The 26,786-nt window shown below is 49.2% G+C and carries 35 protein-coding genes and 2 pseudogenes; 26 read left to right on the top strand and 11 right to left on the bottom strand.

Going from position 1 to position 26,786, the window contains the following annotated elements; genetic code table 11:
* Positions 1-50: 50 nt before the first annotated feature.
* On the top strand, positions 51-593 hold the full coding sequence (locus M8Q36_RS22390) for a TetR/AcrR family transcriptional regulator (protein ID WP_249882427.1): 543 nt from the start codon (positions 51-53) through the stop codon (positions 591-593).
* On the opposite strand, the gene M8Q36_RS22385 is transcribed toward M8Q36_RS22390, so the two are convergent.
* Positions 564-1,310 carry a 2-phosphosulfolactate phosphatase gene (locus M8Q36_RS22385; RefSeq protein WP_249882426.1) on the bottom strand — a complete coding sequence of 249 codons (747 nt, stop codon included), beginning with the start codon at positions 1,308-1,310 and terminating at the stop codon, positions 564-566. The two genes, M8Q36_RS22390 and M8Q36_RS22385, sit on opposite strands and share 30 nt — an antisense overlap.
* A gap of 11 nt (positions 1,311-1,321) precedes the next feature.
* Entirely contained in the window at positions 1,322-1,540 is a 219-nt protein-coding gene (locus tag M8Q36_RS22380) for a DUF7661 family protein (RefSeq protein WP_200551711.1), read from the bottom strand.
* A 29-nt stretch (positions 1,541-1,569) separates the two neighbouring features.
* Here M8Q36_RS22380 and M8Q36_RS22375 point away from each other — a divergent pair, with 29 nt between their 5' ends.
* On the top strand, positions 1,570-2,130 hold the full coding sequence (locus M8Q36_RS22375) for a hypothetical protein (RefSeq protein ID WP_249882425.1): 561 nt from the start codon (positions 1,570-1,572) through the stop codon (positions 2,128-2,130).
* Here M8Q36_RS22375 and M8Q36_RS22370 read toward each other — a convergent pair.
* A complete protein-coding gene (locus M8Q36_RS22370) occupies positions 2,127-2,519 on the bottom strand; it encodes a hypothetical protein (RefSeq protein ID WP_249882424.1) in 393 nt (130 codons plus the stop codon). The two genes, M8Q36_RS22375 and M8Q36_RS22370, sit on opposite strands and share 4 nt — an antisense overlap.
* A gap of 146 nt (positions 2,520-2,665) precedes the next feature.
* The gene (locus M8Q36_RS22365; RefSeq protein WP_249882423.1) at positions 2,666-3,739 is read right to left on the bottom strand and encodes an acyltransferase family protein; all 1,074 of its coding nucleotides are present in this window, start codon (positions 3,737-3,739) and stop codon (positions 2,666-2,668) included.
* 379 nt (positions 3,740-4,118) lie between these two features.
* Here M8Q36_RS22365 and M8Q36_RS22360 point away from each other — a divergent pair.
* Positions 4,119-5,213 (top strand): annotated as a pseudogene (locus M8Q36_RS22360) (IS3 family transposase).
* Between the two features lie 407 nt (positions 5,214-5,620).
* Here the strand turns inward: M8Q36_RS22360 and M8Q36_RS22355 are convergent.
* The 4 genes from M8Q36_RS22355 to M8Q36_RS22340 all read right to left on the bottom strand — a co-directional run bounded on the left by M8Q36_RS22355 (position 5,621) and on the right by M8Q36_RS22340 (position 9,487).
* Positions 5,621-6,343, bottom strand: a complete 723-nt coding sequence (locus M8Q36_RS22355; protein ID WP_249882422.1) for a hypothetical protein — start codon at positions 6,341-6,343, stop codon at positions 5,621-5,623.
* 11 nt (positions 6,344-6,354) lie between these two features.
* Positions 6,355-7,386 carry a phage integrase gene (locus M8Q36_RS22350; protein WP_249882421.1) on the bottom strand — a complete coding sequence of 344 codons (1,032 nt, stop codon included), beginning with the start codon at positions 7,384-7,386 and terminating at the stop codon, positions 6,355-6,357.
* 73 nt (positions 7,387-7,459) lie between these two features.
* Entirely contained in the window at positions 7,460-8,923 is a 1,464-nt protein-coding gene (locus M8Q36_RS22345; protein ID WP_249882420.1) for a KAP family P-loop NTPase fold protein, read from the bottom strand.
* Positions 8,924-9,487, bottom strand: coding sequence for a phage repressor protein CI (locus tag M8Q36_RS22340; RefSeq protein WP_249882419.1), 564 nt, complete (start codon positions 9,485-9,487; stop codon positions 8,924-8,926).
* A gap of 146 nt (positions 9,488-9,633) precedes the next feature.
* Between M8Q36_RS22340 and M8Q36_RS22335 the strand changes: the two genes are divergently transcribed.
* From M8Q36_RS22335 to M8Q36_RS22325, 3 genes are all read left to right on the top strand, one after another.
* Positions 9,634-9,837, top strand: coding sequence for a regulator (locus tag M8Q36_RS22335; protein ID WP_249882418.1), 204 nt, complete (start codon positions 9,634-9,636; stop codon positions 9,835-9,837).
* A 65-nt stretch (positions 9,838-9,902) separates the two neighbouring features.
* Positions 9,903-10,412 carry a phage regulatory CII family protein gene (locus M8Q36_RS22330; RefSeq protein WP_249882835.1) on the top strand — a complete coding sequence of 170 codons (510 nt, stop codon included), beginning with the start codon at positions 9,903-9,905 and terminating at the stop codon, positions 10,410-10,412.
* 7 nt (positions 10,413-10,419) lie between these two features.
* Positions 10,420-10,653: a phage filamentation protein Fil family protein gene (locus M8Q36_RS22325; RefSeq protein WP_249882417.1), complete on the top strand. Its 234-nt coding sequence runs from the start codon at positions 10,420-10,422 to the stop codon at positions 10,651-10,653.
* On the opposite strand, the gene M8Q36_RS22320 is transcribed toward M8Q36_RS22325, so the two are convergent.
* Positions 10,601-11,059, bottom strand: a complete 459-nt coding sequence (locus M8Q36_RS22320; RefSeq protein ID WP_249882416.1) for a hypothetical protein — start codon at positions 11,057-11,059, stop codon at positions 10,601-10,603. The genes M8Q36_RS22325 and M8Q36_RS22320 overlap by 53 nt on opposite strands.
* Positions 11,060-11,266: 207 nt before the next feature.
* Here M8Q36_RS22320 and M8Q36_RS22315 point away from each other — a divergent pair, with 207 nt between their 5' ends.
* The 9 genes and pseudogenes from M8Q36_RS22315 to M8Q36_RS22275 all read left to right on the top strand — a co-directional run bounded on the left by M8Q36_RS22315 (position 11,267) and on the right by M8Q36_RS22275 (position 18,285).
* Positions 11,267-11,608: a DUF5347 domain-containing protein gene (locus M8Q36_RS22315; protein ID WP_249882415.1), complete on the top strand. Its 342-nt coding sequence runs from the start codon at positions 11,267-11,269 to the stop codon at positions 11,606-11,608.
* Between the two features lie 66 nt (positions 11,609-11,674).
* Positions 11,675-11,911 carry a DUF2732 family protein gene (locus tag M8Q36_RS22310; RefSeq protein ID WP_017456092.1) on the top strand — a complete coding sequence of 79 codons (237 nt, stop codon included), beginning with the start codon at positions 11,675-11,677 and terminating at the stop codon, positions 11,909-11,911.
* A complete protein-coding gene (locus tag M8Q36_RS22305; protein WP_017456093.1) occupies positions 11,911-12,138 on the top strand; it encodes a TraR/DksA family transcriptional regulator in 228 nt (75 codons plus the stop codon). Before M8Q36_RS22310 ends, M8Q36_RS22305 begins: the two co-directional genes overlap by 1 nt.
* A gap of 46 nt (positions 12,139-12,184) precedes the next feature.
* Positions 12,185-14,554 carry a replication endonuclease gene (locus M8Q36_RS22300; protein WP_249882834.1) on the top strand — a complete coding sequence of 790 codons (2,370 nt, stop codon included), beginning with the start codon at positions 12,185-12,187 and terminating at the stop codon, positions 14,552-14,554.
* Positions 14,555-14,715: 161 nt separating this feature from the next.
* Positions 14,716-14,895, top strand: a pseudogene (locus M8Q36_RS22295) (hypothetical protein); the annotation flags it as partial.
* A 231-nt stretch (positions 14,896-15,126) separates the two neighbouring features.
* Positions 15,127-15,324, top strand: a complete 198-nt coding sequence (locus tag M8Q36_RS22290) for a hypothetical protein (protein ID WP_249882413.1) — start codon at positions 15,127-15,129, stop codon at positions 15,322-15,324.
* Between the two features lie 9 nt (positions 15,325-15,333).
* On the top strand, positions 15,334-16,161 hold the full coding sequence (locus M8Q36_RS22285; protein WP_249882412.1) for a hypothetical protein: 828 nt from the start codon (positions 15,334-15,336) through the stop codon (positions 16,159-16,161).
* A gap of 223 nt (positions 16,162-16,384) precedes the next feature.
* Positions 16,385-17,608 carry an AAA family ATPase gene (locus tag M8Q36_RS22280; protein WP_249882411.1) on the top strand — a complete coding sequence of 408 codons (1,224 nt, stop codon included), beginning with the start codon at positions 16,385-16,387 and terminating at the stop codon, positions 17,606-17,608.
* A 5-nt stretch (positions 17,609-17,613) separates the two neighbouring features.
* Positions 17,614-18,285 (top strand): HNH endonuclease family protein, encoded by a 672-nt coding sequence (locus M8Q36_RS22275; protein WP_249882410.1) that lies wholly within the window; start codon positions 17,614-17,616, stop codon positions 18,283-18,285.
* A 49-nt stretch (positions 18,286-18,334) separates the two neighbouring features.
* Here the strand turns inward: M8Q36_RS22275 and M8Q36_RS22270 are convergent, their stop codons facing one another.
* Together M8Q36_RS22270 and M8Q36_RS22265 are read right to left on the bottom strand one after the other, a co-directional pair.
* Complete coding sequence (locus M8Q36_RS22270) at positions 18,335-19,381, bottom strand: phage portal protein (protein ID WP_249882409.1); 1,047 nt, start codon at positions 19,379-19,381, stop codon at positions 18,335-18,337.
* Positions 19,381-21,147, bottom strand: coding sequence for a terminase ATPase subunit family protein (locus tag M8Q36_RS22265; protein WP_249882408.1), 1,767 nt, complete (start codon positions 21,145-21,147; stop codon positions 19,381-19,383). The genes M8Q36_RS22270 and M8Q36_RS22265 overlap by 1 nt, the downstream gene beginning before the upstream one ends.
* A 139-nt stretch (positions 21,148-21,286) precedes the next feature.
* Here M8Q36_RS22265 and M8Q36_RS22260 point away from each other — a divergent pair, with 139 nt between their 5' ends.
* The 11 genes from M8Q36_RS22260 (at position 21,287) to M8Q36_RS22210 (ending at position 26,730) form a co-directional block, all read left to right on the top strand.
* On the top strand, positions 21,287-22,117 hold the full coding sequence (locus tag M8Q36_RS22260; protein ID WP_249882407.1) for a GPO family capsid scaffolding protein: 831 nt from the start codon (positions 21,287-21,289) through the stop codon (positions 22,115-22,117).
* Between the two features lie 16 nt (positions 22,118-22,133).
* Positions 22,134-23,213, top strand: coding sequence for a phage major capsid protein, P2 family (locus M8Q36_RS22255; protein WP_249882406.1), 1,080 nt, complete (start codon positions 22,134-22,136; stop codon positions 23,211-23,213).
* Between the two features lie 2 nt (positions 23,214-23,215).
* Complete coding sequence (locus M8Q36_RS22250; RefSeq protein ID WP_249882405.1) at positions 23,216-23,863, top strand: phage terminase small subunit; 648 nt, start codon at positions 23,216-23,218, stop codon at positions 23,861-23,863.
* Positions 23,864-23,956: 93 nt separating this feature from the next.
* Positions 23,957-24,421, top strand: a complete 465-nt coding sequence (locus M8Q36_RS22245; protein WP_249882404.1) for a head completion/stabilization protein — start codon at positions 23,957-23,959, stop codon at positions 24,419-24,421.
* Positions 24,421-24,624 (top strand): tail protein X, encoded by a 204-nt coding sequence (locus tag M8Q36_RS22240; protein ID WP_249882403.1) that lies wholly within the window; start codon positions 24,421-24,423, stop codon positions 24,622-24,624. The genes M8Q36_RS22245 and M8Q36_RS22240 overlap by 1 nt, the downstream gene beginning before the upstream one ends.
* A gap of 3 nt (positions 24,625-24,627) precedes the next feature.
* Positions 24,628-24,843 carry an HP1 family phage holin gene (locus M8Q36_RS22235; protein WP_045506575.1) on the top strand — a complete coding sequence of 72 codons (216 nt, stop codon included), beginning with the start codon at positions 24,628-24,630 and terminating at the stop codon, positions 24,841-24,843.
* Positions 24,824-25,339 carry a lysozyme gene (locus M8Q36_RS22230; RefSeq protein ID WP_249882402.1) on the top strand — a complete coding sequence of 172 codons (516 nt, stop codon included), beginning with the start codon at positions 24,824-24,826 and terminating at the stop codon, positions 25,337-25,339. The genes M8Q36_RS22235 and M8Q36_RS22230 overlap by 20 nt, the downstream gene beginning before the upstream one ends.
* Before the next feature lie 14 nt (positions 25,340-25,353).
* Positions 25,354-25,761 (top strand): Rz-like lysis system protein LysB, encoded by a 408-nt coding sequence (gene lysB / locus M8Q36_RS22225; RefSeq protein WP_283946125.1) that lies wholly within the window; start codon positions 25,354-25,356, stop codon positions 25,759-25,761.
* Positions 25,646-25,894, top strand: coding sequence for an Rz1-like lysis system protein LysC (lysC, locus tag M8Q36_RS22220; protein WP_249882833.1), 249 nt, complete (start codon positions 25,646-25,648; stop codon positions 25,892-25,894). The genes lysB and lysC overlap by 116 nt, the downstream gene beginning before the upstream one ends.
* Complete coding sequence (locus M8Q36_RS22215; RefSeq protein ID WP_249882400.1) at positions 25,857-26,288, top strand: phage tail protein; 432 nt, start codon at positions 25,857-25,859, stop codon at positions 26,286-26,288. The genes lysC and M8Q36_RS22215 overlap by 38 nt, the downstream gene beginning before the upstream one ends.
* Positions 26,281-26,730 (top strand): phage virion morphogenesis protein, encoded by a 450-nt coding sequence (locus tag M8Q36_RS22210; protein WP_249882399.1) that lies wholly within the window; start codon positions 26,281-26,283, stop codon positions 26,728-26,730. Before M8Q36_RS22215 ends, M8Q36_RS22210 begins: the two co-directional genes overlap by 8 nt.
* Positions 26,731-26,786 lie beyond the last annotated feature (56 nt).

Here is a 26,786-nt window from a genome sequence, read left to right as displayed (position 1 = left end):
CAACACTAGCAAGCAAGTGTACATTTGTACATAAATGAGTGAGAGGATCTATGGCCCGAAGACCCAACGACCCGCAGCGGCGTGACCGCATTCTGCAAGCGACGCTGGATACCATTGCCGCACACGGGATTCAGGCGGTGACGCACCGTAAAATCGCCAGCTGTGCGGATGTGCCGCTGGGCTCAATGACCTATTATTTTTCCGGTATCGATGCGTTGTTAGAAGAGGCTTTCAGCTTGTTTACCCGCCAGATGTCGGCGCAATATGCCGCTTTTTTCGACGGCGTTGACAGTCAGGAAAAAGCCTGTGAGGCGCTAACCGAGCTGATTTACAGCGCCCAGGTGACCACCGCGCGCAATATGGAACTGATGTACCAGCTGTATGCGTTTATGAGCCGCCAGCCCACGCTGAAAAGTGTGATGCAAGACTGGATGCGCACCAGCCAGACCATGCTGGAGCACTGGTTCGAACCGGTGACGGCGCGTGCGCTGGATGCGTTTATCGAAGGGATGACGCTGCATTTTGTGGTCGATCGCGAGCCGCTGAGCCGCGAAGCCATTCGCTTAATGATCGGGCGTCTCGCCGGACAGTGAGCGATACGCGTTGTCGATTAATGCGCAGGTGCGATGGCTTGCGTCAAGAGCAAGACACAATTCTACGTCCGCTGAAAAACCCCGTGCATGGAGTTCATTAGCGGATGCGCAGTGACGGAGATCGCTGAATTCACCGCCCTGAAATGCGGCTTTTGCCGCTTGCGCTTCAGGTGAGAGTTTACGCTTGCCAAGTGCGGCGATAATGGCACCCGCCGCCAGATAATCCTCCAGCGCCGGGCGCAGGCTACCATCCGGCCAGCGTTCCCCGGCCGGGATCAGCAAAATGCGCTCAAAGCCTGCACAAGCTTTCGCGGTCGCCAGTCGGTTGCGAAAACAGCCGCTAAACACCGCTGCGCCGCAATCGCGTGCTTTAAACGAAAGGGTGGAACCGTTAGGTGAAGGGAGCACCAGCCGGTGTCCGGGGGGAATAGGCAGTAACGAGGCGGGCGAGAGTGTGTAATTCCCACCGGCAAAGGTGCGGTCAAAACTGGCGACGTCGGCATGGTTTTCCTGTGCGTAGCGCTGGGCGCTCGCATCTTTCCATGGCCACGGGTAAATCAGCGCCTGGTTATCAGTGGCGATGCTAACGCACGTGGAGAACGACATCACGTCGACAATCACCACACAATCGGCTTCCCGCGCCAGCTGCTCTGCTGCGGCTAAACCCCACTCCAGCCGTACATCGAACGGCCTTTGGCTGTACCAGTGTGCACACATTTTCTGCTCCTTTATTCCACGCGAAAAACATCGGGATGTTTTTCCGTTGCGGCCTCATGGAAAATATCCCCCAACCAGCCGGGGATCTCCGCTTCGCTTAATTCACCAGGAATGATGATGTTATAAAGCCGCGAATGCTTGCCTTCGCTTCTGTCCACGCGGAACACCTGCCAGTCATCCGCCACGCGCTTCACACCAATATAACGACCAAAAACGTTGTAAATCAGCATCGAAGGACTCCTTGCGGTGTCGGGGGAGGGTGAAAAAAGAGCACCATGAAAAACACAGCGCTGGCGTTCGCTTAAGTATTAATGCAAAAATAGGAAATTCAAACAACCCATTGAAAAGGAATAGAATGTTGTTAAACACCGTAATGTGGCTGATATCCGCGGCAGCGTTTTTCGCCTGGATCTTTGGTATCACTTTAAAAAATACCTTTGCCACAAATGCGAAACATTTTGCCCTTTTTCTGCTGGTGCATCTGATGTTAAGCGGTGCCGCCATTATGCTTAAAAAACACGGCGTTGCGGGTGTTAGCAGAGACTCCGGTCCGTGGGTGCTTACCGGTCTCAGGCTGTTTTTAAAGTGTTATATGGCGTTTGCGATGATCATAACGGTGAGTTTTTTCTTTGCGCTTATCAGCAAAGGTGCGCAACAGATGACGCACTTCCATAAAACTTATAACGCCGCCAATCTGCACCGCAACCCGCTTAAATTCTACCTGCGCCGTGAGTCGGGGATTGTATGGGCCTACGGGCTCTGCTTTTTAGCGGGTGGCGTTTATGTGCTGTGGGCGATATGGTTTCGCGTGGCGTTTTAAGAGTTTTTGGGCTGCGATTGTTCCGTTGTTGCTTTTTTGTCGATATCGACAGATATTTTATGCGCGGCGTATAAACAGAATAGAATAATAACAAGATGTCCTAACTTTATCCCACGCTGACTATTCATAATAGAAAAGAGTACAGCGTTGCTGCGTTTTAATATGAAATAACACCATACATTGGCAAATAAGAAAATGAATAATACCGTTAATACAAAAGCGATTTGCATAAGGCTTTTATAAGTCACTTGAGGTTCTCTGTAAAAGAGAATCGAGAGCGCCATTAATGATGTTGACAGTAACGCTGTAGAAATCCCGCTGGACCACAGCAGCAGGTCGCTGGTCACTTTGCGCAGTGCTGCGCCAAATTTGCCTCGCAGGGTGTCCATTCCCTAGGTATCAATATTCATCAAATCCAATCACGGCAGTCTGTTCAAAATACTGACTGGTAGCCGGGTGTAGCAACCGTCCCAAATTATATTTATGGTTCATTGAAATATCATAAATAAGTTCGGTTGGCTTTGCTAAGATAAAGCTAATTCTTGCTTCTGTCATCTTTTTTTAAAATAGCATCAACAGTGTATTTGAATGCAGTAGGAAGCGCTATTCCGAGAGAGACATAAATAGCCCATGAATAACTACTCACGAACAGAGAATACTTTTCAGTTGATAATCCTTTCAGCTCGTAAAAACCTAGCTTGTAAAAAACTATATCTATCAATAAAAAAACCAAAAGATGATAGCTCATTATAGTTTTGCTTATCTGACCAATGTAAGATATTAACGTGTATTTTCCATATGAAGCAAGCACCTTGGCGAAAAAAAAGACTGAGTAAATACATGAGAGAGACGTAAATAAGTGCATTAATAGACCATCAGGATAGCTACTCCATGACATAATCATTTGATGGCTTATATTATTCTGAAACAAGGTATAGTTGATTATGAAAAACAATATTACGGCATAGGGATGCAAAGTCGACCAGATAAATTGGCGTGTGTAAAAACCAATAGAAAAATACATGAATCCAACCAAGGTTTCACTGATGTTGTTAAGGTAAAATAACTTCGTGTTTTCATATTTAGGCGCGATGATATCAATGCCAATAAATCCACAGATAATACCGATAATGAGTAAGGTGAATGACTGGTTGAGTTTTTTGGTATGGGTGAGGTTAAATGCTATTTTAAATAGAATAGCTATCGTGCCGTATATAAATAAAAACCAAGCCACTAAAAAGAAACGGTTATTATGGATATTGCTTTTTATAGCATCCTTGAACATTCGTACAGGATTAATGTTGAATATATCGTTTGTTTCTAAATGTAATAAGTAACCTAATAAATTGGTAATCGCCCCAATAATTAAAAATGTTGCTGCAATGTATAGAAAGTGATGAGCGAATACTTTCTTTATAGTGGCTGTTAGTTTTTTGTTATTATTAAATAAAACGCCACCAAGAAAGAAAAATAACGGCATATGAAAAATATAAGGAATAAAAACATTAAAGATTGATACAGGGTAATGTCCAATTACAACAAATACAATACCAATTGCTTTTATATAATCAATGGCTACGGTGTGGTTTAAAATTATGGGTTTGTTCATGAGTGTGCTTAATTATATATGTTTTGTAGCCTGATTTTAACAAGTGGTGCTTCAGAATGATACTGCATTTTTCACACCAAGAACGAATTCGTTCATGTATTTCTTATCATTTACCAATCTTCCGATGGTCCGTCCTCTGCGTGGCCTTTAATGTAGTGTTACAAGTGTTATAACGATTTTCAATCTATTAATTAGGTCCAAAAACCGTCAAAAGACGTTTGAAAAAATTGCCGCTTGCCGTGTTAATTTCATCTATCCCAGCGAGGCATATCTAGCCTGGTTTTAAAAACTTTGACATTGTGACCCTGACCCGAAATCCTGCACCATTCAGAAACAGAATGCCGGCATGATCTATACTTCCTGAACGGAGGTGGTGCCGATGAAAAAATCACGATTCACCGAAGAGCAGATTGCTTTTGCCCTGAAGCAGGTTGAATTGGGGACGTCCGTGCCGGAGGTCTGCCGTAAGTTTGGTATTTCCAATGCTACGTTCTATACATGGCGCAAGAAATACGTCTGGATTTCGCCCTCTGAACTGAAGCACATGCGGCAGGTCGAAGAGTAAAACCTGCGACTGAAAATTGGTGGCCGATCTGAGCCTCGACAAGACGATGCTGCAGGACGTGCTGGCAAAAAAGACCTGACGCTGGCACGGCTGCGCGAAGGGATCCGGGAGCTGTAGGCTCGTTACGGATCCAGCGAAAGGCTGGTCTGTTTTGCGCTGCGGGTCATTCCGTTATCGCTCCGTGGTGGCCGATGACAGTGCACTGCGCCTGCGTAGTAGTGAGATCACGGAAACCTGCGTGCATTACGGGTACCGGCGGGTTCACATCCTGCTCAGACGGGAGGGCTGGCGGGATAATCATAAACGCATTTACTGGCTCTACAGCGAACTTGATCTGTCCCTGCGTTTCAGACGCCCACACCGGAATAAATCGGCTCGATGTCGATAACCCCAACCTCAAGGGCTGTATCCGAACCATGTCTAAGATATGGATTTTGTTTCTGATGCGCGGTTTGACGGTCGCTGGCTGCATTTGCTGACGGTGATTGACCTGTACACCCGCGAATGTCTGGGGATCTATGTTGGGCAGAACCTGCACTCAGACGAAGTCGCGGAAATGCTGAATAGGATCGCGCATAGACGCCCTTTATTTCAGTTACTGCAAACCGATAACGACTCTGAATTTGCAGGAAAAATGCTGGATAAGAGGGTATATGCGCGGGGGATCCATATTGACTTTTCCCCGCCAGGTACGACCACGGATCATGCAACGGTGGAACCCTTCAACGGCAGGCTGCGGCAGGAGTGCCTGAACGAAAACTGGTCATGTCACTGGAGAATGCGCGGTGCAAAATCGAGGTGTGGCGCATACACTATAATCAGAGGCGTCCCCATTCTGCACTGGGCTGGATGACGCCATCTGAATTTGCTGAGAAGTCTGCCGGTTGCCAGAATATGCAGCCAACATGAAGCTGGTTATTCCTGATTACAGCTGGATCATCTTCGGGGTCAGGGTTAACCCGCAATCATGATTTCTATTATCTGCGTTGCCCGATGGGGCAGAGGCAAATCGCAGTTTACTTTTTGAGCGTCATCCACACAGAGCATATACAGGCGATGGAAGATGTACGTGGTTAACCGATCTCTGGCGAGCAATGCTATTGAAGGTGACTGTACTAAACTACGTTGCCTGAAAGAGGGAAGCTCATTACTGGCTCTGGTTACACACCAATGCCGTAATGTGAATATTTATAATTTTTGATTTAAAAAAATAATAATAACTGCAAGCAACAAAAAACCCATTTATGTAAATGGGTTTTCAAAAACAAAGACTTGCATAAAAATCAATGGATTAGGTTTGTGACGAGGAGGGGCAACTAAGGGGTAATGCCAACCTCTGCCGCCACTTTGTCGCCACTGATCTTGCGCTTTTCGTACTCTTTTAAAGCGTGCTCAACCTCACGGAGATATGACTTGAAGGAGTTCAGGATCAGGGACAATGCACCGTTCATAAAAAGAACTTGTCTACCGTCTTTTTTGAAAAGATCAGGATGTGCCTTCATAAGCTCAATGATGGATTTAATATCCTGCCCGTCATTCTCTATATATCTGGCATCATTATGCGCACAACTATTTCTTAGCCTTGTTATCTTTTTGATGCTTGAATAGTGAGCCGCGGTTTTCATCCCAATCATTTTCTTTATGAATAAATGACTTCTTTCTAACCCACTTCCCTTGAGATCTGCAATTTTTATGGGGATTTCGTGTGTGCTAGCAAAACTGTTGCAAAACTTCTCAATTTCGTGCTCAAAAATCCCGAAAATCGTTAAGAAGACTGATCTGCGAAACACGCTTGGATAATATTCCAGGAACATATCATCAAGGTCGACGGATGAGCTATCAAGGCCCATGTAGTGCTCAATGGATTGATAAAGTCCTTCCTCAGGAGATATATCAATGACGTATTCTTCGGGGCCTTTTTCTTTATACTCAGCTATCCCTTTTTCTATTGAAGATTCACTCTGTCTGATTAACGTTTCGATAATGTCAAACGTCACGGTGAAATCAAAAAGTGGAGCGCGAAAAGGTATTCTAACCATTTTTGAACCTTTTAATGACTTGCATTATTAACACTCAGTGTTGCTAGCGGATTGAACCTGAGTGCCGTTTCTAAGTGATCTGGAGCGAGATGAGCATAGCGCATCGTCATTTTTATGTCGTGGTGCCCCAGTATTTTTTGCAGAGCAAGGATGTTACCGCCGGACATCATAAAGTGTGCTGCGAACGTATGGCGTAGCACGTGGGTTAGTTGTCCACGGGGAAGCACAATCGAGGTTTTCTCCATCACCGCCAAAAACTGAAAGTAGCAATCGGTGAAGAACTTGAAGCCGTCCAGCGCAATAATTTCTTCGTACAGCTCTTTGCTGATCGGAATGCTGCGGTTCTTTTTACCCTTGGTTCTGACAAAGGTGATGCGGTATTTAGTAACCTGCGAACGGGTGAGGTTCACCGCTTCGCGCCAGCGTGCGCCGGTACTGAGGCAAATTTTGACAACCAAAGCGAGAAGGGCGCTCTGACGGCTACAGTCGTATAAGAGTTCTGTGATTTGCTCATGCGTTAGCCAGGCCATCTCCTTTTCTGCGATGGTGAACTTACGCATATTCTCCAGCGGGTTCGGCGCGGTCCATTCCCCGAGGCGTGCAAGCTCACTGAAAACACCGCTTAAATAGCTCTGCTCGAGGTTGATGGTTACGGGGCTGGCTCCTTTCCTCCATTTCTCGCTAAAGTAGATTTCACCGGTGAGACGTTTATCGCGGTAGTGTGCGAACATTTTGGAACTGAGATCGGTTGCGAGAGGATTTCCGAGGGCATTAACCATCAGGCACAGCTTGTCATAAACGTGCTCGCCTGCCGTCAGTGATTTACCGTGCAGTTTGAACCACAGTTCAACGACGTCTTTAAGTGTCCGGCGATCTAACGATTCACCCAGCCAGGGTTTCGCTTCTGCCTCTTCCATCTTATGACGCTCAAAGGCTAATGCCTCACCTTTGGTGGCGAACTGCTTACGCACACGACGCCCGCTGCGCCCGGTGGGGTAACATTCGCAAATCCATTTTCCTGTATCGAGTTTCCGTACTGCCATAAAAAAGCCCTCATATCTGAGGGCTAAATTTAACTGTATGTTTTAACAGTGGTCAACGTTTGTTCTTATTTTTTTATACATCGCTATCCAGTGTTGTGCTCAACTCAATTAGCTCAAAATATTGTGATTGTGTTATACCTAGTTTATTTTCTTTAGTGTCCGCCCAGCCCACCTTTAATAATACATCCATGTCACTGAAATTAGATTTCAAACCTCCGCTTTTCCATGATAATGGATAGCGTGCATTATAGGGATTCGACGTTGTGTTTTGCTCCGAAAGTATTCTAAAGTTGTTTATGATGTAATTTTTTATGTTTGATTTTACCGTTTCGTTCTTCAACGTGTTTGTTATTAAACCATCTTGGTTTGAGAAGTAATTGACGCCTGTCACTGGACTTGAAAGATCATATTTTAATGATATTTCTTTCTCGTAAAATGTGTTATTTTTTACATCCCTATTGTTTTTAATGCCAAAGTATAATTCGGAATCGAGTATATATATACAGGATAATATTAAGTATAAAGATGCGTCGATTTTTTTATTCCCAATGAGAATGTAATCCATCAATGCATTATAAACTTTTAATGCATCTCGTAAATTAATCTCGAATGCTTCAAGAATTGATGTGCAATTATCTATAAAATCATCAAAGGAAGGTGGAACCAGAACAAGGTTGTTTCTTTTTGTATCAAACTCCTCTGAGATTTCTTCCAGTGTATGAGTTCTTATTAAATTTGCCATTTTAGGTGATGGCAATAAAAATCTTCTGTCAAAAAAACGACTTAAATATTGACTTGCTGAAAAATTATTTCCATAAATAACTTTTATCGAATGTTGTAGCTGTTCAGTATCAGTTGCAATGATGAATACTACCCCAGGAATATTAAAAATATGTTTGGTGACTTCTAATAAACTTATCGCAAAGCTTGGTCTGCATCTATCTAACTCATCGATGATGACAAATAGAGGTAACGCCTTGTTTAACCCATCCTTCTGCTTGATGTAACGAACCCAATCACTAATTCCTTTTTTTATTGTAGTTATTCGCTTGGATTTTTCAGAATGTAATGCTAATAGTTTTTGTGAAACACTCTTGGTAATGTCTGATATATCTTCTACACCTGTGTATTTTTTCGCTAACCCTCCTAAAATTGCTGGGGCTGCTGATTTTAGAAGTGGCCCGATAGCATCTATAGTTTTATTCATCATCTGTGTGAACTGATCTGATTGCCCTGTTAATTGTTCTTTTATAGAACTAAAAACTGTTAATAATGGGTCGTCGGAAAAATCTTCTTTCCAAGAATCAATATAAATAGTTGGATGCTTTTCGGATATTGTTTTAGCTAGGCGTTTAGTAAAATATGTCTTTCCTGCTCCCCATTCAGCATTGAGGTTGATAACAAGGTTAGCATTTTCGCCACGTGCTGCACATATTTCGTATAAATATTTTGCATACTTCTGTCTATCTAATGTATCTGCAGGTAACTGTTCTCCAAAGAATTCATCATGAACGTTCCATTCCCACTTGATATCCATTTAAGCCTCACTAATAATGCTAAAAACTTTTGCTATGGGTTTTATGTCACTAATGTCACATTCAAATGCAAATCCATCTCCAGTTACCATTACTTTCTTTATAGGGATCAGATTTATTTTTTTTATACTTAATTTACCCTCGATCTCTACAAGCCATTGACCATCTGAAATTATGTCATCTTCTTGATCACAGATATAAATATGTTGGTTAGTTTTTATAGCCAAAGGGGATTTTATATTTTTTAAAAGCAAGAATGGATCGATCTGATATGTTCCAAGCGAAATTACCTCACCATTCTTAAGCTCCTGAGTTCGTACGTCAGTTAAAGTCGTTTCACTCCGCGTTGTTAACTCCCCTTTTCCTGACACTAACCAATCAATAGAAGCGCCGGTCTCCATTACACATTGTAAAACCCAATCAGCAGGAAAAATGTCACGCATGTAGCGCGTCGCCATGGTGCTTTTCGAGACACCTAAGTGATCGCAGAGAGCCTGGCGGGTAGTAAACCCATATGCCTCGACTAAGCGCTCAATGACTTTCTTTCCACCGCTATTGAAATCCATAAGTCCTCTAAATCAAACCAAAATGCATTGACAGATTCCAAAAGCGATCTTAAAGTTGAACCCGAAGTGTTCTTTTGGAGCCTTCACTACTAATCACGAACGACAACGGCTCGCCACAAGCCGAACTGAATAAGGAATGTTGCACTATGGTCCCTAACATTTCAATCACTCTGAATACTCCGCACGTCACTATTGAACGCTATAGCGAACTGACTGGCCTCTCTGTCGATACGATTAACGATATGCTGGCGGATGCTCGCCTGCCTCGCCATCGCTTACGCAAAGATAAAAAACGTGAAAAGGTAATGATTAACATTGCCGCTTTGACTGTTGATGCATTGTCCGCTTGAAAATCGGATGCGAATTTTCATGGTTTCATCAGTTCGATTTTGCGATGGGTTTGCATATGAAGACTATGTTTGATTTTAAAGTTTCCCAACAAGAACTTTTCAATGATGCCTGCCGTGCTTTCGCGCTAAGCCACAATATGGCGAAGCTGGCAAAGCGTGCCGGTATGAACGTCCAGATGCTGCGTAACAAGCTGAACCCCTCGCAGCCGCACCAGCTCACGGCAGCAGATATCTGGTTGCTGACCGATCTCACGGAGGACTCAACGCTGGTCGATGGTTTTCTGGCGCAGATCCACTGCCTTCCGTGTGTTCCAGTGAATGAGGTGGCAAAAGAGAAATTGCCGCATTACGTCATGAGCGCGACCGCTGAAATCGGGCGTGTTGCCGCCGGCGCGGTATCCGGTGAGGTGAAAACCACGGCAGGGCGCCGCGATGTGATCAGTAGCGTTAACGCCGTTACGCGCCTGATGGCACTCACTGCGGTGTCATTACAGGCGCGTTTGCATGTTAACCCTGCGATGGCAAGCGCGGTGGATACCGTAACCGGCCTTGGTGCGTCGTTCGGTTTGCTCTGAGGTGGCTATGTTGAGAAAAGAGCCATCATTCGCATCACTGCTTATCAGGCAAAGCCCGGCAATGCATTACGGACACGGCTGGATACTTTTACCCGGCGGGAAAAAATGGCATCCATCTATTGAAGTGGTTCCCCGTCAGCAGGCTGTCCGGGGAACAGGAAAGGATAGGGTGCTAAAACACCTGACGGTTAACGTGGCAGGCACCCAGCGAACCAGGCGAAAAGTTTTTCCTGAAAGCTGAGGCTAACGTCATCGGTCAGACCGCAGGCAATCGCCGCTCTTTTATAGGCCGGATTTAACAAAGAACCGAAAGTTGCAGAATCAGAGTGGTGCAGGGTTTTCAGTTTTTGTGCGATCAGCTGTGGGGTCAATTCATCCCCCTCATAAAGCAATTCACCATACTGACGGCTTTGTACGTTTGCCCGTTCAGAAATAATTGCGGGTTGCCACACAAGTTGAATTGTCGCGATAACGACGACAGGTAAAGCGAATAACCAGCTCAGGCTCATATTCGTAAATACAGCCGTACCGCTAATAAGCTGGATAGCCGTCATTAATTTATCTGCTCTGCCATGAAACGTTGCCGTCATTGCTTCAAGGTAATAGCAGTAAGTTAAATGAAAATACTCGGAGCTTTGCTTAATCATGCCGGTTCCTATTTTTTATCTTGCCCCGGCTGTGGTTGCGGTGCGGGCGCGGGGCGAGGCAGTACGTGAAATTTGTCAGTGTCTGACATCAGGTTTCTCCTTGAAGGGGTAGATGGTTGTTCGCGCAAGTAGTCTACCACCAGGGCACGCGCCGGGCGTGTTGAAAAATCCCGGCATATTTTCAAATGGATGAACAAGGGGGGAACGATGGCTATTGAAGGAGATATGGCGACTGTTCCAATAAACATTGGTCAACGTCTCGATGGGCTAAACCATATCGCGGAATTAAGAGCCAAAGTGTTCGGCCTGAATATTGAAGCCGAGCTTGAACGGTTCATAAAAGATATGCGTGACCCGCGAGACGTAAATAAGTTACAGAACGAGCGGGCACTGGCAGCCCTGTTCTTTATGGCAAAAATTCCGGCAGAACGTCACGGCGTCAATATTAGTGATCTGACTACTGACGAAAAGCGGGAACTGATTAAAGCAATGAATCATTTTCGTGCAGTGGTGAGCTTATTTCCAAAACGGCTAACCCTGCCGGATTAACCCAAACCAGAAATAAATGGCGTAAACCCGCCGGGCATTCCTTTGCCTGAAATCAGGAGAAGTTAAATGAAAAATACCCAGACACGTAAAACACAAACCGGCCCTGATGATGCGGGAGTGAATATCCTGCTCACCGAGGCCCGGCTGGATGAGCGCAAAAACCGGGCATTTGCGGTTTCCATCCGCATGGAAGCCCTGGCGATTCATATTTTGCAGCAGGGAATGAATGGCATCGAAGCGGCGGAGTTGCTGCGCCGTGAAGCGGCCCGCTGCGAGGCGGAATCAAGAGGGGATTGGCACTAATGGCAGACTCAATGGATCTCGTTCAGCAGCGGGAGGAAGAAGAGCGCCAGCGCCACATTCACACTGCCCGGCGCACCACACCGGGTATTTCCCGTTTGTTCTGTATTGAATGCGACGCGCCAATCCCGCCAGCGCGCCGCCGCGCCGTTCCGGGCGTGCAGTGCTGCATCACCTGTCAGGAAATCGCAGAGCTTAAAGGGAAGCATTACAGCAGAGGCGCGTTGTGATCATGTGCGGTAACGGACGTTCCCTGTGAAGCCTTTAGCTCCAATGATGAATAACCCTGGCGGCGCAGGCAAAGCCGCCACAGCCTATTCATGGAATGCCCCTAAAAAAGCAGTTAATCCCTATCTGGACCCGGCGGAAGTAGCGCCGGCTTCTGCGCTTTCAAACCTGATCGCTCTTTACGCTGCGGATAACGAGCAGGAACGGCTGCGCCGCGAGGCGCTGAGTGATGAGGTCTGGCAACGCTATTTCTTCAATGAATGCCGTGATCCGGTTCAGCGTGAAATAGAGCAGGATCAGCTACTCAGCCGCGCCACAATGGCGCATGAGCAGCAGCGTTACAGCCCTGATTTGGCGATTCTTGCTGACGTTCGCGCCATGCCGCCGCATATCAGCAAGCCACTGCTGGAGCGGATTAATTACTTCCGCAGCCTGGGCAGAGTGAAAGCCTGGTCCCGCTACCTGCGCGAAACAATTCGTCCGTGTCTCGAGCGGCTGGAGCGCGTGCGGTGCAGTCAGGTATCTGCCTCGTTCCGATTTATGGCGAGCCAGCAAGGGCTGGACGGGCTGCTGGCACTGCCTGAAATGAATCAGGAACAGGTCAAACGCCTGTCCACGCTGGTTGCGGCGCATATGAGCATGTGTCTCGATGCGGCCTGCGGCGAGCTGTTTGTTACCGACGACGTTAAGCCAGAACAGATCCGCAAGTCGTGGGAAAGGGTTGCCGCAGAGGCCATGAGACTGGAGGTGATACCACCTGCATTTGAGCAGCTACGCCGCAAGAAACGACGCCGTAAGCCAGTGCCTTATGATCTGATCCCCGGCTCGCTGGCGCGGATGCTGTGCGCGGACTGGTGGTATCGCAAGATGTGGCAGATGCGCTGCGAGTGGCGGGAGGAACAGCTACGCGCCGTTTGCCTGGTCAACAGGAAAGCCTCTCCGTATGTCAGCCTTGAGGCCGTGATCCACAAACGCGAGCAACGCCGCAGAGCGCTGGAGTTTTTCCGCTCGCATGAGCTGGTCAATGCAGACGGCGACGCGCTGGAGATGGAAGACGTGGTAAACGCGAGCAGCAGCAATCCAACGCACCGCCGCAATGAAATGATGGCCTGCGTTAAAGGGATAGAGCTGATCGCGGAAACGCGCGGAGACTGCGCAGTATTCTATACCATCACTTGTCCGTCACGCTTTCACGCAACTCTCAACAACGGCAGGCCAAACCCGAAATGGAGCACTGCCACGGTTCGCCAGAGCAGCGATTATCTGGTGGCGACATTCGCCGCTTTTCGCAAGGCAATGCATAAAACCGCGCTGCGCTGGTATGGCGTCCGTGTTGCAGAGCCGCACCATGACGGCACCGTGCACTGGCATTTGCTGTGCTTTATGCGCAAAAAAGATCGCCGCTCCATCACCGCGCTGCTGCGCAAATTTGCCATCCGTGAAGACCGCGAGGAACTGGGGAACAACACCGGGCCGCGCTTTAAGTCAGAGCTTATCAACCCGCGCAAAGGCACGCCGACCAGCTATATCGCCAAATACATCAGTAAGAACATCGACGGGCGCGGGCTGGCTAAAGAAATCAGTAAGGAAACCGGCAAATCACTGCGCGATAGCGCAGAGCATGTCAGTGCCTGGGCGTCACTGCATCGTGTTCAGCAATTCCGTTTCTTTGGCATTCCCGGGCGCCAGGCATACCGCGAGCTGCGTTTGCTGGCGGGACAGGTGGCGAGAGCGCAGAACGACAGCAAAGCGGGCGCACCGGTGCTGGATAACCCGCGTCTGGATGCGGTGCTGGCTGCCGCCGATGCCGGCTGTTTTGCCACTTACATCATGAAGCAGGGCGGCGTGCTGGTTCCCCGCAAGCATCACCTTATCCGAACAGCCTACGAACTGAATGACGAGCCAGGCGCTTACGGCGATCACGGCATCCGTGTTTATGGCATCTGGTCCCCGATTGTGGAGGGCAGGATCTGCACGCACGCCATGAAATGGAAAATGGTGCGTAAGGCCGTTGACGTTCAGGAGGCGACAGCCGACCAGGGCGCTTGCGCCCCTTGGACTCGTGGCAATAACTGTCCCCCTGTTGAAAAAATGAACTATTTCGAGAGTGATCCAGAGGAAACTGGGGAGGCAGATCCACCGCCTGATTTCCACAACATGAGCAAAAAGAAGCTGCGTGAGCTAAACGCGCGGCTGCGGTTGGTTAAACCGAGACGCCGGAAGGGTTACAAGCAGGACATTACCGAGCACCAACGGCTGCAGCTTGAGGCGGAACTGAAGTCCAGGGGATTTGCTGGCAGTGAACCGGAGATTGATTTGCTTCTGCGCGGCGGCAGCATTCCCTCCGGGGCCGGGATGCGTGTTTTTTATCGGAACGGCAGGCTGCAGGAAGATGACAAATGGCGACAGTGGTATTGATGTTTCGGCTTCAATAATTCATGCGGTTAATGATGTTAACTCGTTGAGTTATTTGAAGTTAGAAAATGATTTACTTTCGGAAATTGCTGTTATACTGTTTTTATAAACAGTGTATTTATATACAGTTATCTGTACCAAAATTTAAGTTATAGGAGAGTAACATGCAGGATTATTTTTTGGAGTCGGTGAAGCTCCAGCGTATTGATTTTTTTATCAAGCTTGTCGCGATGAGTGAATGCAGCAACGAAGAAAAGGGGCTGGCTATCCAGTGGGTTTCAGAGCTGACCGACGAGTTGATGGCGAAGATCCGCAGCCATGAATACAGCCGGTCAATGGAAGTATCTAATTCAGGAATACATGGGACGGTAGTTGGTTGTTCAGCCCAGAAACACAACATGTAGCTTTTAGCTCGATGCCGGTTGAATTACGATCAGTTTTTCTTGTCGTAGTCATGAAAATGGGATAGATAAACAATTCCACAAGATGTTTGCGACCCGGCATTGTTCTACAATAAGGTCATAACAAGAAGAATTAGCAATGCCGCATTCATGTAGGCACAGCGAGGAGGTCGTATGACTAAGATATTTGGGAAAATTCTTTCTGCTCCAGGTCGGTTGATGCAGGGCGTTATCCAGCAGGAGATCGAGCACTCCAACACCAGTAAGATCATCACCGACGCCAATGGTAACGCAGTTCTGAACATGAACAATGAGCAGGTTCGTGAGTCAATGCAGGCCCGAATGAAAGAATTGGCTGCCAATAAACGTTAAGGATAACCGATGGGACCATTAGTCATAATGGTTGTACTCGTATGCGGGTTTTGGTACACAGAGAATCACTATCAATCCCGCATACGCCACGCGAGAACTAATGGCTGGACGTCGTACTTTTACGTTGCCATGCATGGTTGTAAATTCGTCATCCAAGGGTTCGGTTTTAATCTGTTTATTTACCTCGCGTTGTTTATCTTAAGTCTTATTTTCTCCATCCCTCATTTATTTTCAGATTCATATGGAATGAAGGATTACTATTCGTGGCTGACGGATAAAACAATCCTTTCCTACCCTCTGCTTTTCGTGCTTTCGATGGCTACGGCCTGCTTCTTGGCTTATGTTGCGGGAGATGTAGCAAGGAAGGAGATTAAAAACGAAACAGTCAGACAGGCGGCTTATCGGGAAATGGCTGCTATGGATGGTATTGAGTCGCTTTTAGTACAGGCGATTGATGAAGATATGCTGATTTTCGTTACGTTGAAATCGCGCAAAGTTTACATTGGATATGTTGCTGCCCCTCGTATTGAACATAGTCATACTCAACACCTTGCCATTATCCCTTATATAAGTGGATATCGGGATAAAGACACTCTCCGCTACCATGAGCAGCATCGATACTATGAGCTCTACTTGAAAAAAGGGATCGCAGCTAATTCAGATACTGAAACAGAGGCGGAGAATGACCCCACAGAAAAGAAACTGAATCTTCAGCACTTCCGCCATGTGATTCCAATGGACCAGGTCGAAGCTGTTTCATTGTTTGACACGAGCACCTATAAAACATTTGATGAGTGTTCTGAGCCAGAAAAGCCGGCAACGGAAGAGACTGCATGACTATGCTGCATGAATCCGCATGATCGCTTGAGGATCGTTTTTGTTGAAGCCCACCAGTTCTGGCGGGCTTTTGCTTATGTCATGCGGGTGCATGAAAACCGCTCTATAAAGCGGGCAGGCGTGGCGGGGATACGAGCGCGCGCAACAATACATTGTAAAGATGAGATTGACTGAGTTATTGTTATAACACATAGATAAATTTTTAAATGAGATATAAAACAGTATGAAATATTCAATTGATAAATTGGTACATAAAGATGAATTTAATAAAAATTTTGAGATTGATCTTGGCGGGAAAAATTTAATCATTACTGGTAATAATGGTTCGGGGAAGACAAATTTACTACGAAGATTGTATGCAAGTTTAACACATAGGTTGGTCAGCGTAGGGAATAATACCTTAGAGCAGGCCATGCAAAAACTGAACGAAGCTGAGCATCAATTGAATATCCGTCTTCCGGGTGATACATTATATGAGCATTATCGTAAACAGAAGAACGATTCTTTAATGTGGATTGAGAATGAGAAACAATTTTCATTAATATTTAATGATGAGAAAAACTTAAAGGTTTCAGTTCATGAAAGAAAATCAGTTATCAGATTTTTCGAAGCCACGCGACAGGCAAGTATACGAGGTGATGGGTCTATCTCTGGGATGGATAAATTACTTCAAGAACACAAACAGCTAAATCTTACTAGTGATTCAGGTATGTTATTTGAACGCTACTTAGTCTCTTATTGGAACTACGGATTGCTACAGAAGGGGAGCGGGAATAAAGTAGAGGCTGAGCGTGTTTTCAATTGGATAAACAAGATAAATCAAGATTTGAAAGTGTTGTTTGAAGATGAGTCTTTAGAGCTTGATTTTAACTTGGAAGAATTGCGCATTTATTTAAAACAAAATGGTAAAGCACCATTTAGACTTGACCAGCTTTCATCAGGTTTTTCATCGGTACTATCTATATACGCAGATCTGCTTGTAAAAGTTGAGCTTGAAAAACTTTCGCGACATGAAATATCTGGGATCGTATTGATCGATGAAATAGATGCGCATCTTCATGTAACTTTACAGAAAAAGGTTTTCTCATTTTTTAATTCATCTTTCCCAAATATACAATTTATAATTACGACTCATTCTCCATTTGTTGTTCAATCTGTATCAGATTGTATTATTTTTAATTTATCCACGCTTGAAAGTATGCAGGATCTATCGATGTACTCTTACACATCAATTATAAAAGGGTTGTTAGGGGAAACTTCAGAATCAGAGACTCTAAAAGAAAAGATTAAGTCATTGGAGTCTATTATTAATAAGCCACCAATTGATGTTGCTGAATTGAAAAACTTAGTTAGTGAACTTGAACCAAATATGGATAAGATGGATGCAAACTCGAAAGTAAAAATAGCGCTAGCCCAGAATAAAATTATTGAGCTTCTGGGGGAATAGTAATCATGTTTAATATTTCTAGAGTTGCATCTGCTCCTTCCTGTTTGGCTCGTAATATTTATAATGATCCTACGGTTGTTGCTATTTTAAAACCCATGTTCTATGGTAAGTGTTATTTATGTGAGCAAATTGACCTTGCAGATCCAGAAATTGAGCATTTTGTTCCTCATCAAGGTAATGACATGCTAAAATATGACTGGAATAATTTGTTTTATGCATGTGGACGTTGTAATAGTATTAAAGGGACAGGTCACATCAACCTTTTAAACTGTACCGATTCAAGTATAAATGTCACTCAGGAAATAGAACATATTTTACCTGGGCTAAGCTCAGAGAAAGTGATAGTGCGTCCTCACTCGTTAACCCCCAGCCAAGAAACGATAAATACAGTGGCATTGCTCGATGAATGTTACAATCTAGATAATACTGGGTTGCGTGGCATTACGCGAGAAAATTTGATGGAGAAGATTTTTGATTGCTATTATGAGTATATAAATGCTAGGCGAGTATTGATTACCAGAGCTAGTTTGCCAAGTAAAGTGGAAGAAGCTATACAAACAATAAATATAATGTGTAGACCTGCATTCCCTTTTTCAGTGTTCTGGATATGGCATTTTAAACTTGATTCTCGCCTTCATGAGTTACGACCTGAAGTTTTAGAGCTAATTAATGCCTAGGTTAGGTATCGCGCCTGTAATCATAGGCGCGATTTTTATTTTGTCGCTCTTATATTGAGCTCTTTGTCAATTCATAAGAGATGAAGTGGATTACTTTATCCCCTAACCAATAGTTTAACGCTTTCATTCTTTCCTGCAGCGGAATCAATTCATTACGTACAAAAACACGAGCGGCTTTCTCAACATCCCCAAATCCCCCAACATTATTCGGCATTATCCCCATCATCTGCGGCGGTACGCGGTGCGCCGCCATCATGTCATCGCGGCTCACATTCTTGATATTCAGAAATTCATCTTTTGCCGCCACCTCTGACAGCGGGATGATCTGAATGCCGTCTTTTTTGCCATTGGGCGAATACATAAACAGGTTGCGGAAGTTGCCCGGCCCCTTGGCGCTTTTCATTGCCTGACGGATATTGTTCACATCTTCCTGATTCTGCGCGGCGTCGGTCATATACATGATGAAACCCGCATGGCTGCCGTTGATGTAATACTTGCGGCGGAACAGCGTGGCGGACTCGTTAAGCAGTGCTGACGGGATGGCGGAGAGGTATTCCGGCAGGCCGTAAATCTCCTGGTTTAAATCCGGCTCCATCAGGTGAAAGATGCTGCCTTTGGTGAACTCATACGGCTGCGTGGTCATGCCGTACTGCACAAACCAGTAGGTATCGAGATCCAGACCACGGCGGGTATATTTCGCCAGCGATGGCTCCAGCGAAAGGATACCGCCAAGCCGGTTGGTGCGCTTCTCCAGATAGGCGTTACCAAACACCAGATAATCCTGCACAAAACGGCTGAACGCCTGCTGGCTAAGCAGCGGATGCGGGATAAACGTGCTGGTCAGAATGTTGCGCTTAACGGCAATCGATGAGCTGTGATGCACGGCGGCGCGGTAGGTTCGCGCTAACCCGTCGAAGCTCACCGGCGGCTCATACCACCTGTCCATCTGCACGCATTCCACATAGTCCAGCAGTTCACGGCGGTCCAGCACCGGGATGGGATCGCCAAAGCTGAACGCCTCTGCAGAAATGGTATTGCCTGCCTGCTCAACCGTATCCGCTGGCGCAGTGCTGGTGAGGGCGTCGTGTTCACTCATCAAAAAATCTCCACAATATTGCTGGTATTGGCGGATTCGCCCTGCAGCGGTTCGTTAAACAGCGCGTGCATCGTTGCCCAGGCCAAATCGGCGTGGCTGGCTTCTTCGCTGCGGCTGGCTTCGTAAGTAGGGCGGTTGCCGCTGGCAGTGGTGGCGCGGCGGATAGCCATAAACGATTGCGCAATGTCGGTGTGCCCGGCGTCAAACTCCAGGCGGCGATGGCTGATAATGTCGTAGGCCTTGAGCACCAGGGCGTTTTTGACATTGGGGTTGTAAACAAACTCGCGTACGGCGGGAAAGAACGCTTTCACGTTCTCGTAAACACCGTGACCGACGCCGGTGGAGTCGATGCCGATATAGGTCACGTTGTACTGCTGCGTCAGTTTTTTGATGGCGTCTGCCTGGGCGCGGAAGTCCATGCCGCGCCACTGGTGGCGCTCCAGAATGCGGAATTTACCGCCCGCAACCGCTGGCGGTGCCACCACCACGCACCCGGCACTGTCGCCGTTCTGTGTACCTTTCGCCGGGTCATAACCGATCCAGACTTCGCGCCAGCCAAACGGGCGCAGCGCCAGTGCCTGAAAATCGGACCAGACTTCCCAGCTATCCACCATGCACGCCTGCAGCTCGCTGAGCGGAAATACTGACGCCAGATCGTCAATAAATTCACACATCAGCAGGTTCTGGTATTCGTCCGGGCTGTACTCCATGCGCAACTGCTCGAGGTCGAACAGGTTACAGCCGCCGCGCACCGCGTCCTCTACGGTGACGATCTGGCGATACTGCCCGTCCGGGCAGAGCAGGCCAGGCGCCAGATTGCCGTGGGTCAGGTCAATATCCACCTTGTCTGCTTTGGCGCGGCCCCGGTTAAACAGCGCGCCAGACCAGAACGGATATGCGCTGTGAGTCAGGCTGGACGGCGTGGAAAAGTAGGTTTGTCGCCATTTCTTGTGAATGGCCATGCCGGAGGCAACTTTGCGCAGCTCCAGGAATTTCGGTATCCAGAAATATTCATCAAGATACAGATTGCCGTGGTAACTCTGCGCCGTGCGGACGTTGGTGCCGAGGAAGTACAGGCACGCGCCATTGCTGAGTGTCATCGGGTCGCCTTTCAGCTCCACCTCAACCTCTTTCGCAAAGTCGATGATGTACTGCTTAAAGACGTGCGCCTGCGCTTTACTGGCTGAGAGGAAAATCTGGTTGCGCCCGGTGGTGATGGCATCAATCAGCGCCTCGCGGGCAAAAAAGAAAGTCGCCCCGATCTGGCGTGATTTCAGCAGGTTGCGGATACGGTGGCGATTGCCCGCATCGAACCAGTGACGCTGGTAGTCGAACATGGTGCTGTGAAAAACGTCCTGCAGCTTCTCGATCTGCTCGTCGGTAAAGACATTCTTTTCCGGCTGCCGGCGCGGGCCTTTGTTACGGTTGGCAACGTTCGGGTTTAAATCCGCTTCGTTTCCGCCATCATTGAATTTGCCGATCCGGGCGTGACGTTCGGACTGGCGCGCCAGCAGGTCAATCTCTTTAAAGTCTTTCCCTTCTTTCTGCTCCTTCATGATGAGCTGGCAGTAACGTGCGGCAGTGGTGAGCTGCATCTGATCCAGCGGCCCATAGCTGCCCCATTTGTCGCGTTTCTTCCAGCTATGAACGGTTGCAACTTTCTCACCCAGCATTTCAGCAATGCGGGCAACACGGTATCCCTGAAAATAGAGCAGCATGGCCTGCCGGCGGGGATCGAGGTCTGCGGGTGTCAGTGTGGTGTTCATGGCGCAAGGTTACGGCCTTGAATGACGGCTTTCCCCGGCTTCGTTTTGTATAGCGGAGGGTACAAGCGCCGCGCGTTGTTTCACTCCACCATCACCGCAACCATAAGGCTCCAGTAAGTTTTTTAACGGAGCACGGCTCATGACAGTGAAAGCAAAGCGTTTCCGTATCGGGGTGGAAGGTGCCACCACTGACGGGCGCGAAATCCAGCGCGAATGGCTGGAACAGATGGCTGCCAGCTACAACCCGACGTTCTACACCGCACTGATTAACCTCGAGCATATCAAGTCTTACTCCCCGGACAGCGCCTTTAACCGCTACGGCAAAGTGACGGCGCTGGTTGCCGAAGAAATCAAGGACGGCCCGCTGGCGGGCAAGATGGCGCTTTATGCCGATGTCGAGCCGACGGATTCCCTGGTGGCGCTGGTGAAGAAAGGCCAGAAGCTTTTCACTTCCATGGAGGTCAGCCCGAAATTTGCCGACACCGGCAAAGCCTACCTTGTTGGACTCGCTGCCACTGACGATCCGGCGAGCCTCGGCACGGAAATGCTGGCATTCAGCGCCAGCGCCACGCATAACCCGCTGGCGAACCGCAAACAGAACCCGGAAAACCTGTTTACCGCCGCTGAGGAAACGGTGATCGAACTGGAATTTCAGGACGACAAACCCTCGCTCTTTGCCCGCGTCACCGCGCTGTTCACCAAAAAAGAGCAGACCGATGACGCGCGTTTCTCTGATGTGCATAAAGCCGTTGAGCTGGTCGCCACCGAGCAGCAGAACCTGAGCGAACGCACGGACAAATCCCTGTCCGACCAGGATAAGCGCCTTTCCACGCTGGAGTCCTCCCTGCAGGAACAACAGACCGCCTTTGCCGGGCTTGAACAGAAGCTAAGCCAGGAAGACAGCCGCAAAGATTACCGCCAGCGCGCGCCGGGCGGTGACGCACCTGCAGGCACACTGACCAATTGCTGATGGAGCACAAAACCCGATGAAAAAGAAAACCCGCTTTGCCTTTAATGCCTATCTGCAGCAACTGGCGCGCCTGAACGGTGTGGAGGTAAAAGAACTCTCCAGCAAATTTACCGTGGAGCCATCCGTGCAGCAGACGCTGGAAGACCAGATCCAGCAATCCGCCGCATTCCTGACGCTAATTAACATCACGCCGGTTGCGGAGCAGTTTGGTCAGTTGCTGGGGCTGGGCGTGGGCAGCACCATTGCCGGAACCACCGACACCACCACCAAAGAGCGTGAACCGACTGATCCGACGTTGATGGAGGACGCGGAATATAAATGCGAGCAGACCAACTTTGATACGGTGCTGACCTACGCCAAGCTGGATCTGTGGGCCAAATTCCAGGACTTTCAGGTGCGCATCCGCGACGCCATCGTTAAGCGTCAGGCACTGGACCGCATCATGATCGGCTTCAACGGCGAGAAGCGCGCCAAAACCTCCAGCCGTGCTGATAACCCACTGCTGCAGGACGTTAACAAGGGCTGGCTGCAGAAAATCCGCGAAGACGCGCCCGATCACGTAATGGGCAGCGCAACCAAAGACGGCATCACCACCAAAGGCGCGGTGAAGGTAGGCAAGGGCGGCGACTATGCCAACCTGGACGCCGTGGTGATGGATGCCGTCAACGAGCTGATCGACGCCGTTTATCAGGATGATGACGATCTGGTTGTTATCTGCGGGCGCGAGCTGCTGTCCGACAAATATTTCCCGCTGGTCAACAAAGAGCAGGAAAACAGCGAGAAGCTGGCAGCCGATCTGATCATCAGCCAGAAACGTATGGGCGGCCTGCAGGCCGTGCGTGCGCCTTACTTCCCGGCGAATGCCCTGCTGATTACCCGTCTGGATAACCTCTCCATCTACTGGCAGGAAGACACCCGCCGCCGCTCTGTTATCGACAACCCGAAACGGGACCGGATTGAAAACTTTGAATCGGTTAACGAGGCGTATGTGGTTGAGGATTACCGCTGCGCGGCGCTGGTTGAAAACATCGAAATCGGTGATTTCAGCACGTCTGTGGCCTCGTCAGAAACGCCTGAAACAGAAACCGGAGAGTAACCATGAGCCTGAGTCCGGCACGGCAGCACCGCCTGCGTATTCAGGCAGAGCAGGCCGCTCGTGAGGGCGGCAGCGTTCGCCACGCAATGGGCTATGACCTGATGCTGCTGCAACTGGCAGAGGACCGTCGCCGCCTCAAGGGTATCCAGTCCACGGTGAAAAAGGCGGAAATCAAGGTGGAGCTGCTGCCGAAGTATGCCGCCTGGGCTGATGGCGTGCTGGCTGCCGACGGCACGCAGCAGGACGACGTGCTGATGTACGTGATGCTGTGGCGTATCGATGCCGGCGATTATGCCGGCGCGCTGGAAATCGGCCGCCATGCGCTGCGCCATGGCTGGGTGATGCCGCTGGGTAATCGCAATACACAAACCGTGCTGGCAGAAGAAATGGCAGACGCCGCGCAAAGCGCGCTGCTTGCCGCTACCGCTTTTGATGCCGATTTGCTTCTTCAGGCGCTGGATCTGACAACGGATTTCGATATGCCGGACCAGTCGCGGGCGCGCCTGCATAAAGCCATCGGATTGGTACTGAGTGAAAGCAACCCGGCATCGGCTCTGAATCACATTACCCATGCGCTACAGCTTGATCCTCGCTGCGGTGTGAAAAAAGAAAAACAGCAACTGGAGCGCAGACTGCGCAACGACCGCTAAAGAACGTGCCCCGCGCACGGGCGGCACGGGGTGGCGAAAGGCATTGCCACATCAAAACTCCGTCCACCGCCCACTTATTCAGGAGAAACCCGCATGAAGTTTGTTGCCCCCGAACAGGCACCGGAACAGGCGGAGGTCATCAAAAATACGCCGTTCTGGCCTGATGTGGATCTGTCGGAGTTTCGCAGTGTGATGCGCACTGACGGCACGGTGACGCAGCCACGTTTAAAGCAGGTGGTGCTGACGGCAATTTCAGAGGTGAACGCTGAGTTGTACGACTTCCGCCACCGCCAGCAGATGCTCGGTTATCGGTCGCTGGCTGAGGTTCCGGCGGAAATACTCGACGGCAAAAACGAACGAATCCGGCACTACCACAACGCCGTTTATTGCTGGGCGCGCGCCGTGCTCAATGAGCGCTACCAGGATTATGACGCCACCGCGTCCGGTGTTAAGCGAGGGGACGAGCTGGCAGAGGCCAGCGGTGATCTGTGGCGTGATGCCCGCTGGGCAATCAGCCGGGTGCAGGATGCCGCGCATTGTTCGGTGGAGCTTATCTGATGAAAGTGCGTGCGCACCAATATGACACGGTGGATGCGCTCTGCTGGCGGCATTACGGGCGCACCCAGGGCGTTACGGAACAGGTACTGCGAGCCAATCCAGGGCTGGCAGAGTATGGCCCACTTTTACCGCACGGGCTGCAGGTGGAACTACCGGACATTACGGCAGCCACCACGGCGCAGACCGTCCAGCTATGGGACTGAATAATGACGCTTGAAAGAATAAGTGCCTTTACTACGTACTGCATCGCCGTGGTGCTCGCGTGGCTGGGCGATCTGTCGCTCAAAGATGCCTCTACGGTCGGCGGTGTCCTGATTGGTGTGCTGATGCTGGCGATCAACTGGTACTACAAACATAAGACATACCTGCTGCTGCGCGCGGGTCAAATCACGCGGGAGGATTATGAATCCTTCAATCGTTAAACGCTGCCTTGTTGCTACGGTGCTGGCTATCGCCGCCACCTTGCCCGGTTTCCAGCAACTCCACACCTCTGTGGAAGGGCTGAAACTGATTGCCGATTACGAAGGATGCCGGCTGCAGCCTTATCAGTGCAGCGCGGGCGTATGGACTGACGGAATTGGCAACACGTCCGGCGTGGTGCCCGGTAACATCATCACGGAACGGCAGGCGGCGCAGGGGCTGATCGCCAACGTGCTGCGCGTGGAGCGGCGGCTTGAAAAGTGTGTGATGCAGCCGATGCCGCAAAAAGTCTATGACGCGGTGGTGTCGTTCACTTTCAACGTTGGCACCGGCAACGCCTGCGGCTCCACGCTGGTTAAATTACTGAACCAAAAGCGCTGGGCAGATGCGTGCCGCCAGTTACCGCGCTGGGTGTACGTCAACGGTGTGTTTAATCGGGGGCTGGAAAACCGCCGGATGCGGGAAATGGACTGGTGTCTGAAGGGTGCCAGCACGTGACGCGCACTCTGGTGATGGTATTGATGCTGCTGGCCGCGCTGGGCTGGCAGTCGTGGCGGTTCAAGAACGCCAGCCACACCATCGAGACGCAGGGCGCGACGCTGGCAAGCCAGGCGCAGGAGCTGGCGAAGAAAAACAGCCAGCTGATCGGCCTGTCCATTCTGACCGAAACCAACAGCCGGGAGCAGGCGCGGCTTTATGCAGCAGCGGAACAGACCACCGCGATGCTGCAAAGTCGCCAGCACCGCATTGAGGAGTTGAAACGTGAAAACGAAGACTTACGCCGCTGGGCTGACGCTCCTTTGCCTGCTGACATTATCCGGCTGCGCGAACGTCCGGCCTTCGCCGGAGGTGCAGCTTACCGTGAGTGGCTGTCCAAAAGTGACGCAGTGCCGCCTGGAAAGGTCAGCGCCGCGCAATAACGGTGATCTGAATGCGCTAATGGATGAAACAGAGGCCGCCTGGGCGCGCTGTGCCGACAAAGTGGACACCATAATTGCGTGTCAGGAGCGAAACAGTGAACAAGCCGCAATCCTTACGCCACGTGTTGAATAAAGCGGTGCCTTATGTACGCGATAACCCGGACAAACTGCATCTTTTCGTGGATAACGGATCACTGGTAGCAACTGGTGCCGGTTCCATGTCATGGGAATACCGCTACACCCTGAATGTGGTGATCGAAGATTTCAGCGGTGACCAGAATCTGCTGATGGCTCCGGTGCTGCTGTGGCTCCGTACCAACCAGCCGGACGCCATCAACAACCCGGAGCTGCGCGAAAAGCTGTTCACTTTTGAGATCGATATTCTGCGCAATGATATCTGCGATATCAGCCTTAACCTGCAGCTTACCGAGCGCGTGCTGGTCAATGCCGATGGCGCGATCTCAACGGTTAAGGCGGAGCAGGAACCCGACGAGGCAGAAGAAATGTGGACGGTAAAGCGTGGATAATCTGCATAAGGTGGATGACTGGCTGGCGGCTCTGCTGGCGAATCTGGAACCGGCAGCGCGTAAACGCATGATGCGTGAACTGGCGCAGGAATTACGCCGGAACCAGCAAAACAATATCCGGCTGCAGCGCAACCCGGACGGAACCGCTTACGAACCGCGCCGGGTAACAGCCAGAACCAAAAAAGGGCGCATCAAGCGCCAGATGTTCACCAAACTCCGCACAGCTAAATACCTGAAAACTGCCGCCAGCGCGGACTCCGCCACAGTGCAGTTTGCAGGGCAGGTGCAGCGTATTGCGCGGGTACATCATTACGGATTGCGAGATCGGGTTAGTCGCACAGGACCAACATTACGCTATACACAACGTAGATTGATAGGTTTTAACAGAGAAGTTTATGAAATAATTGGGGATTTGGTATGTTCATACATAAGGAACATCTAATAATGGCCTCCGAAAAGGATGATTGACAAGAGTGAAACTCTGATCGATGATTTAAG

The sequence above is a fragment of the Kosakonia sp. R1.Fl genome (assembly GCF_023516815.1).
Classification (GTDB): domain Bacteria; phylum Pseudomonadota; class Gammaproteobacteria; order Enterobacterales; family Enterobacteriaceae; genus Kosakonia.
The sequence above is the reverse complement of the archived record's forward strand: the minus strand, read 5'-3'. Positions and strand labels throughout refer to the sequence as shown.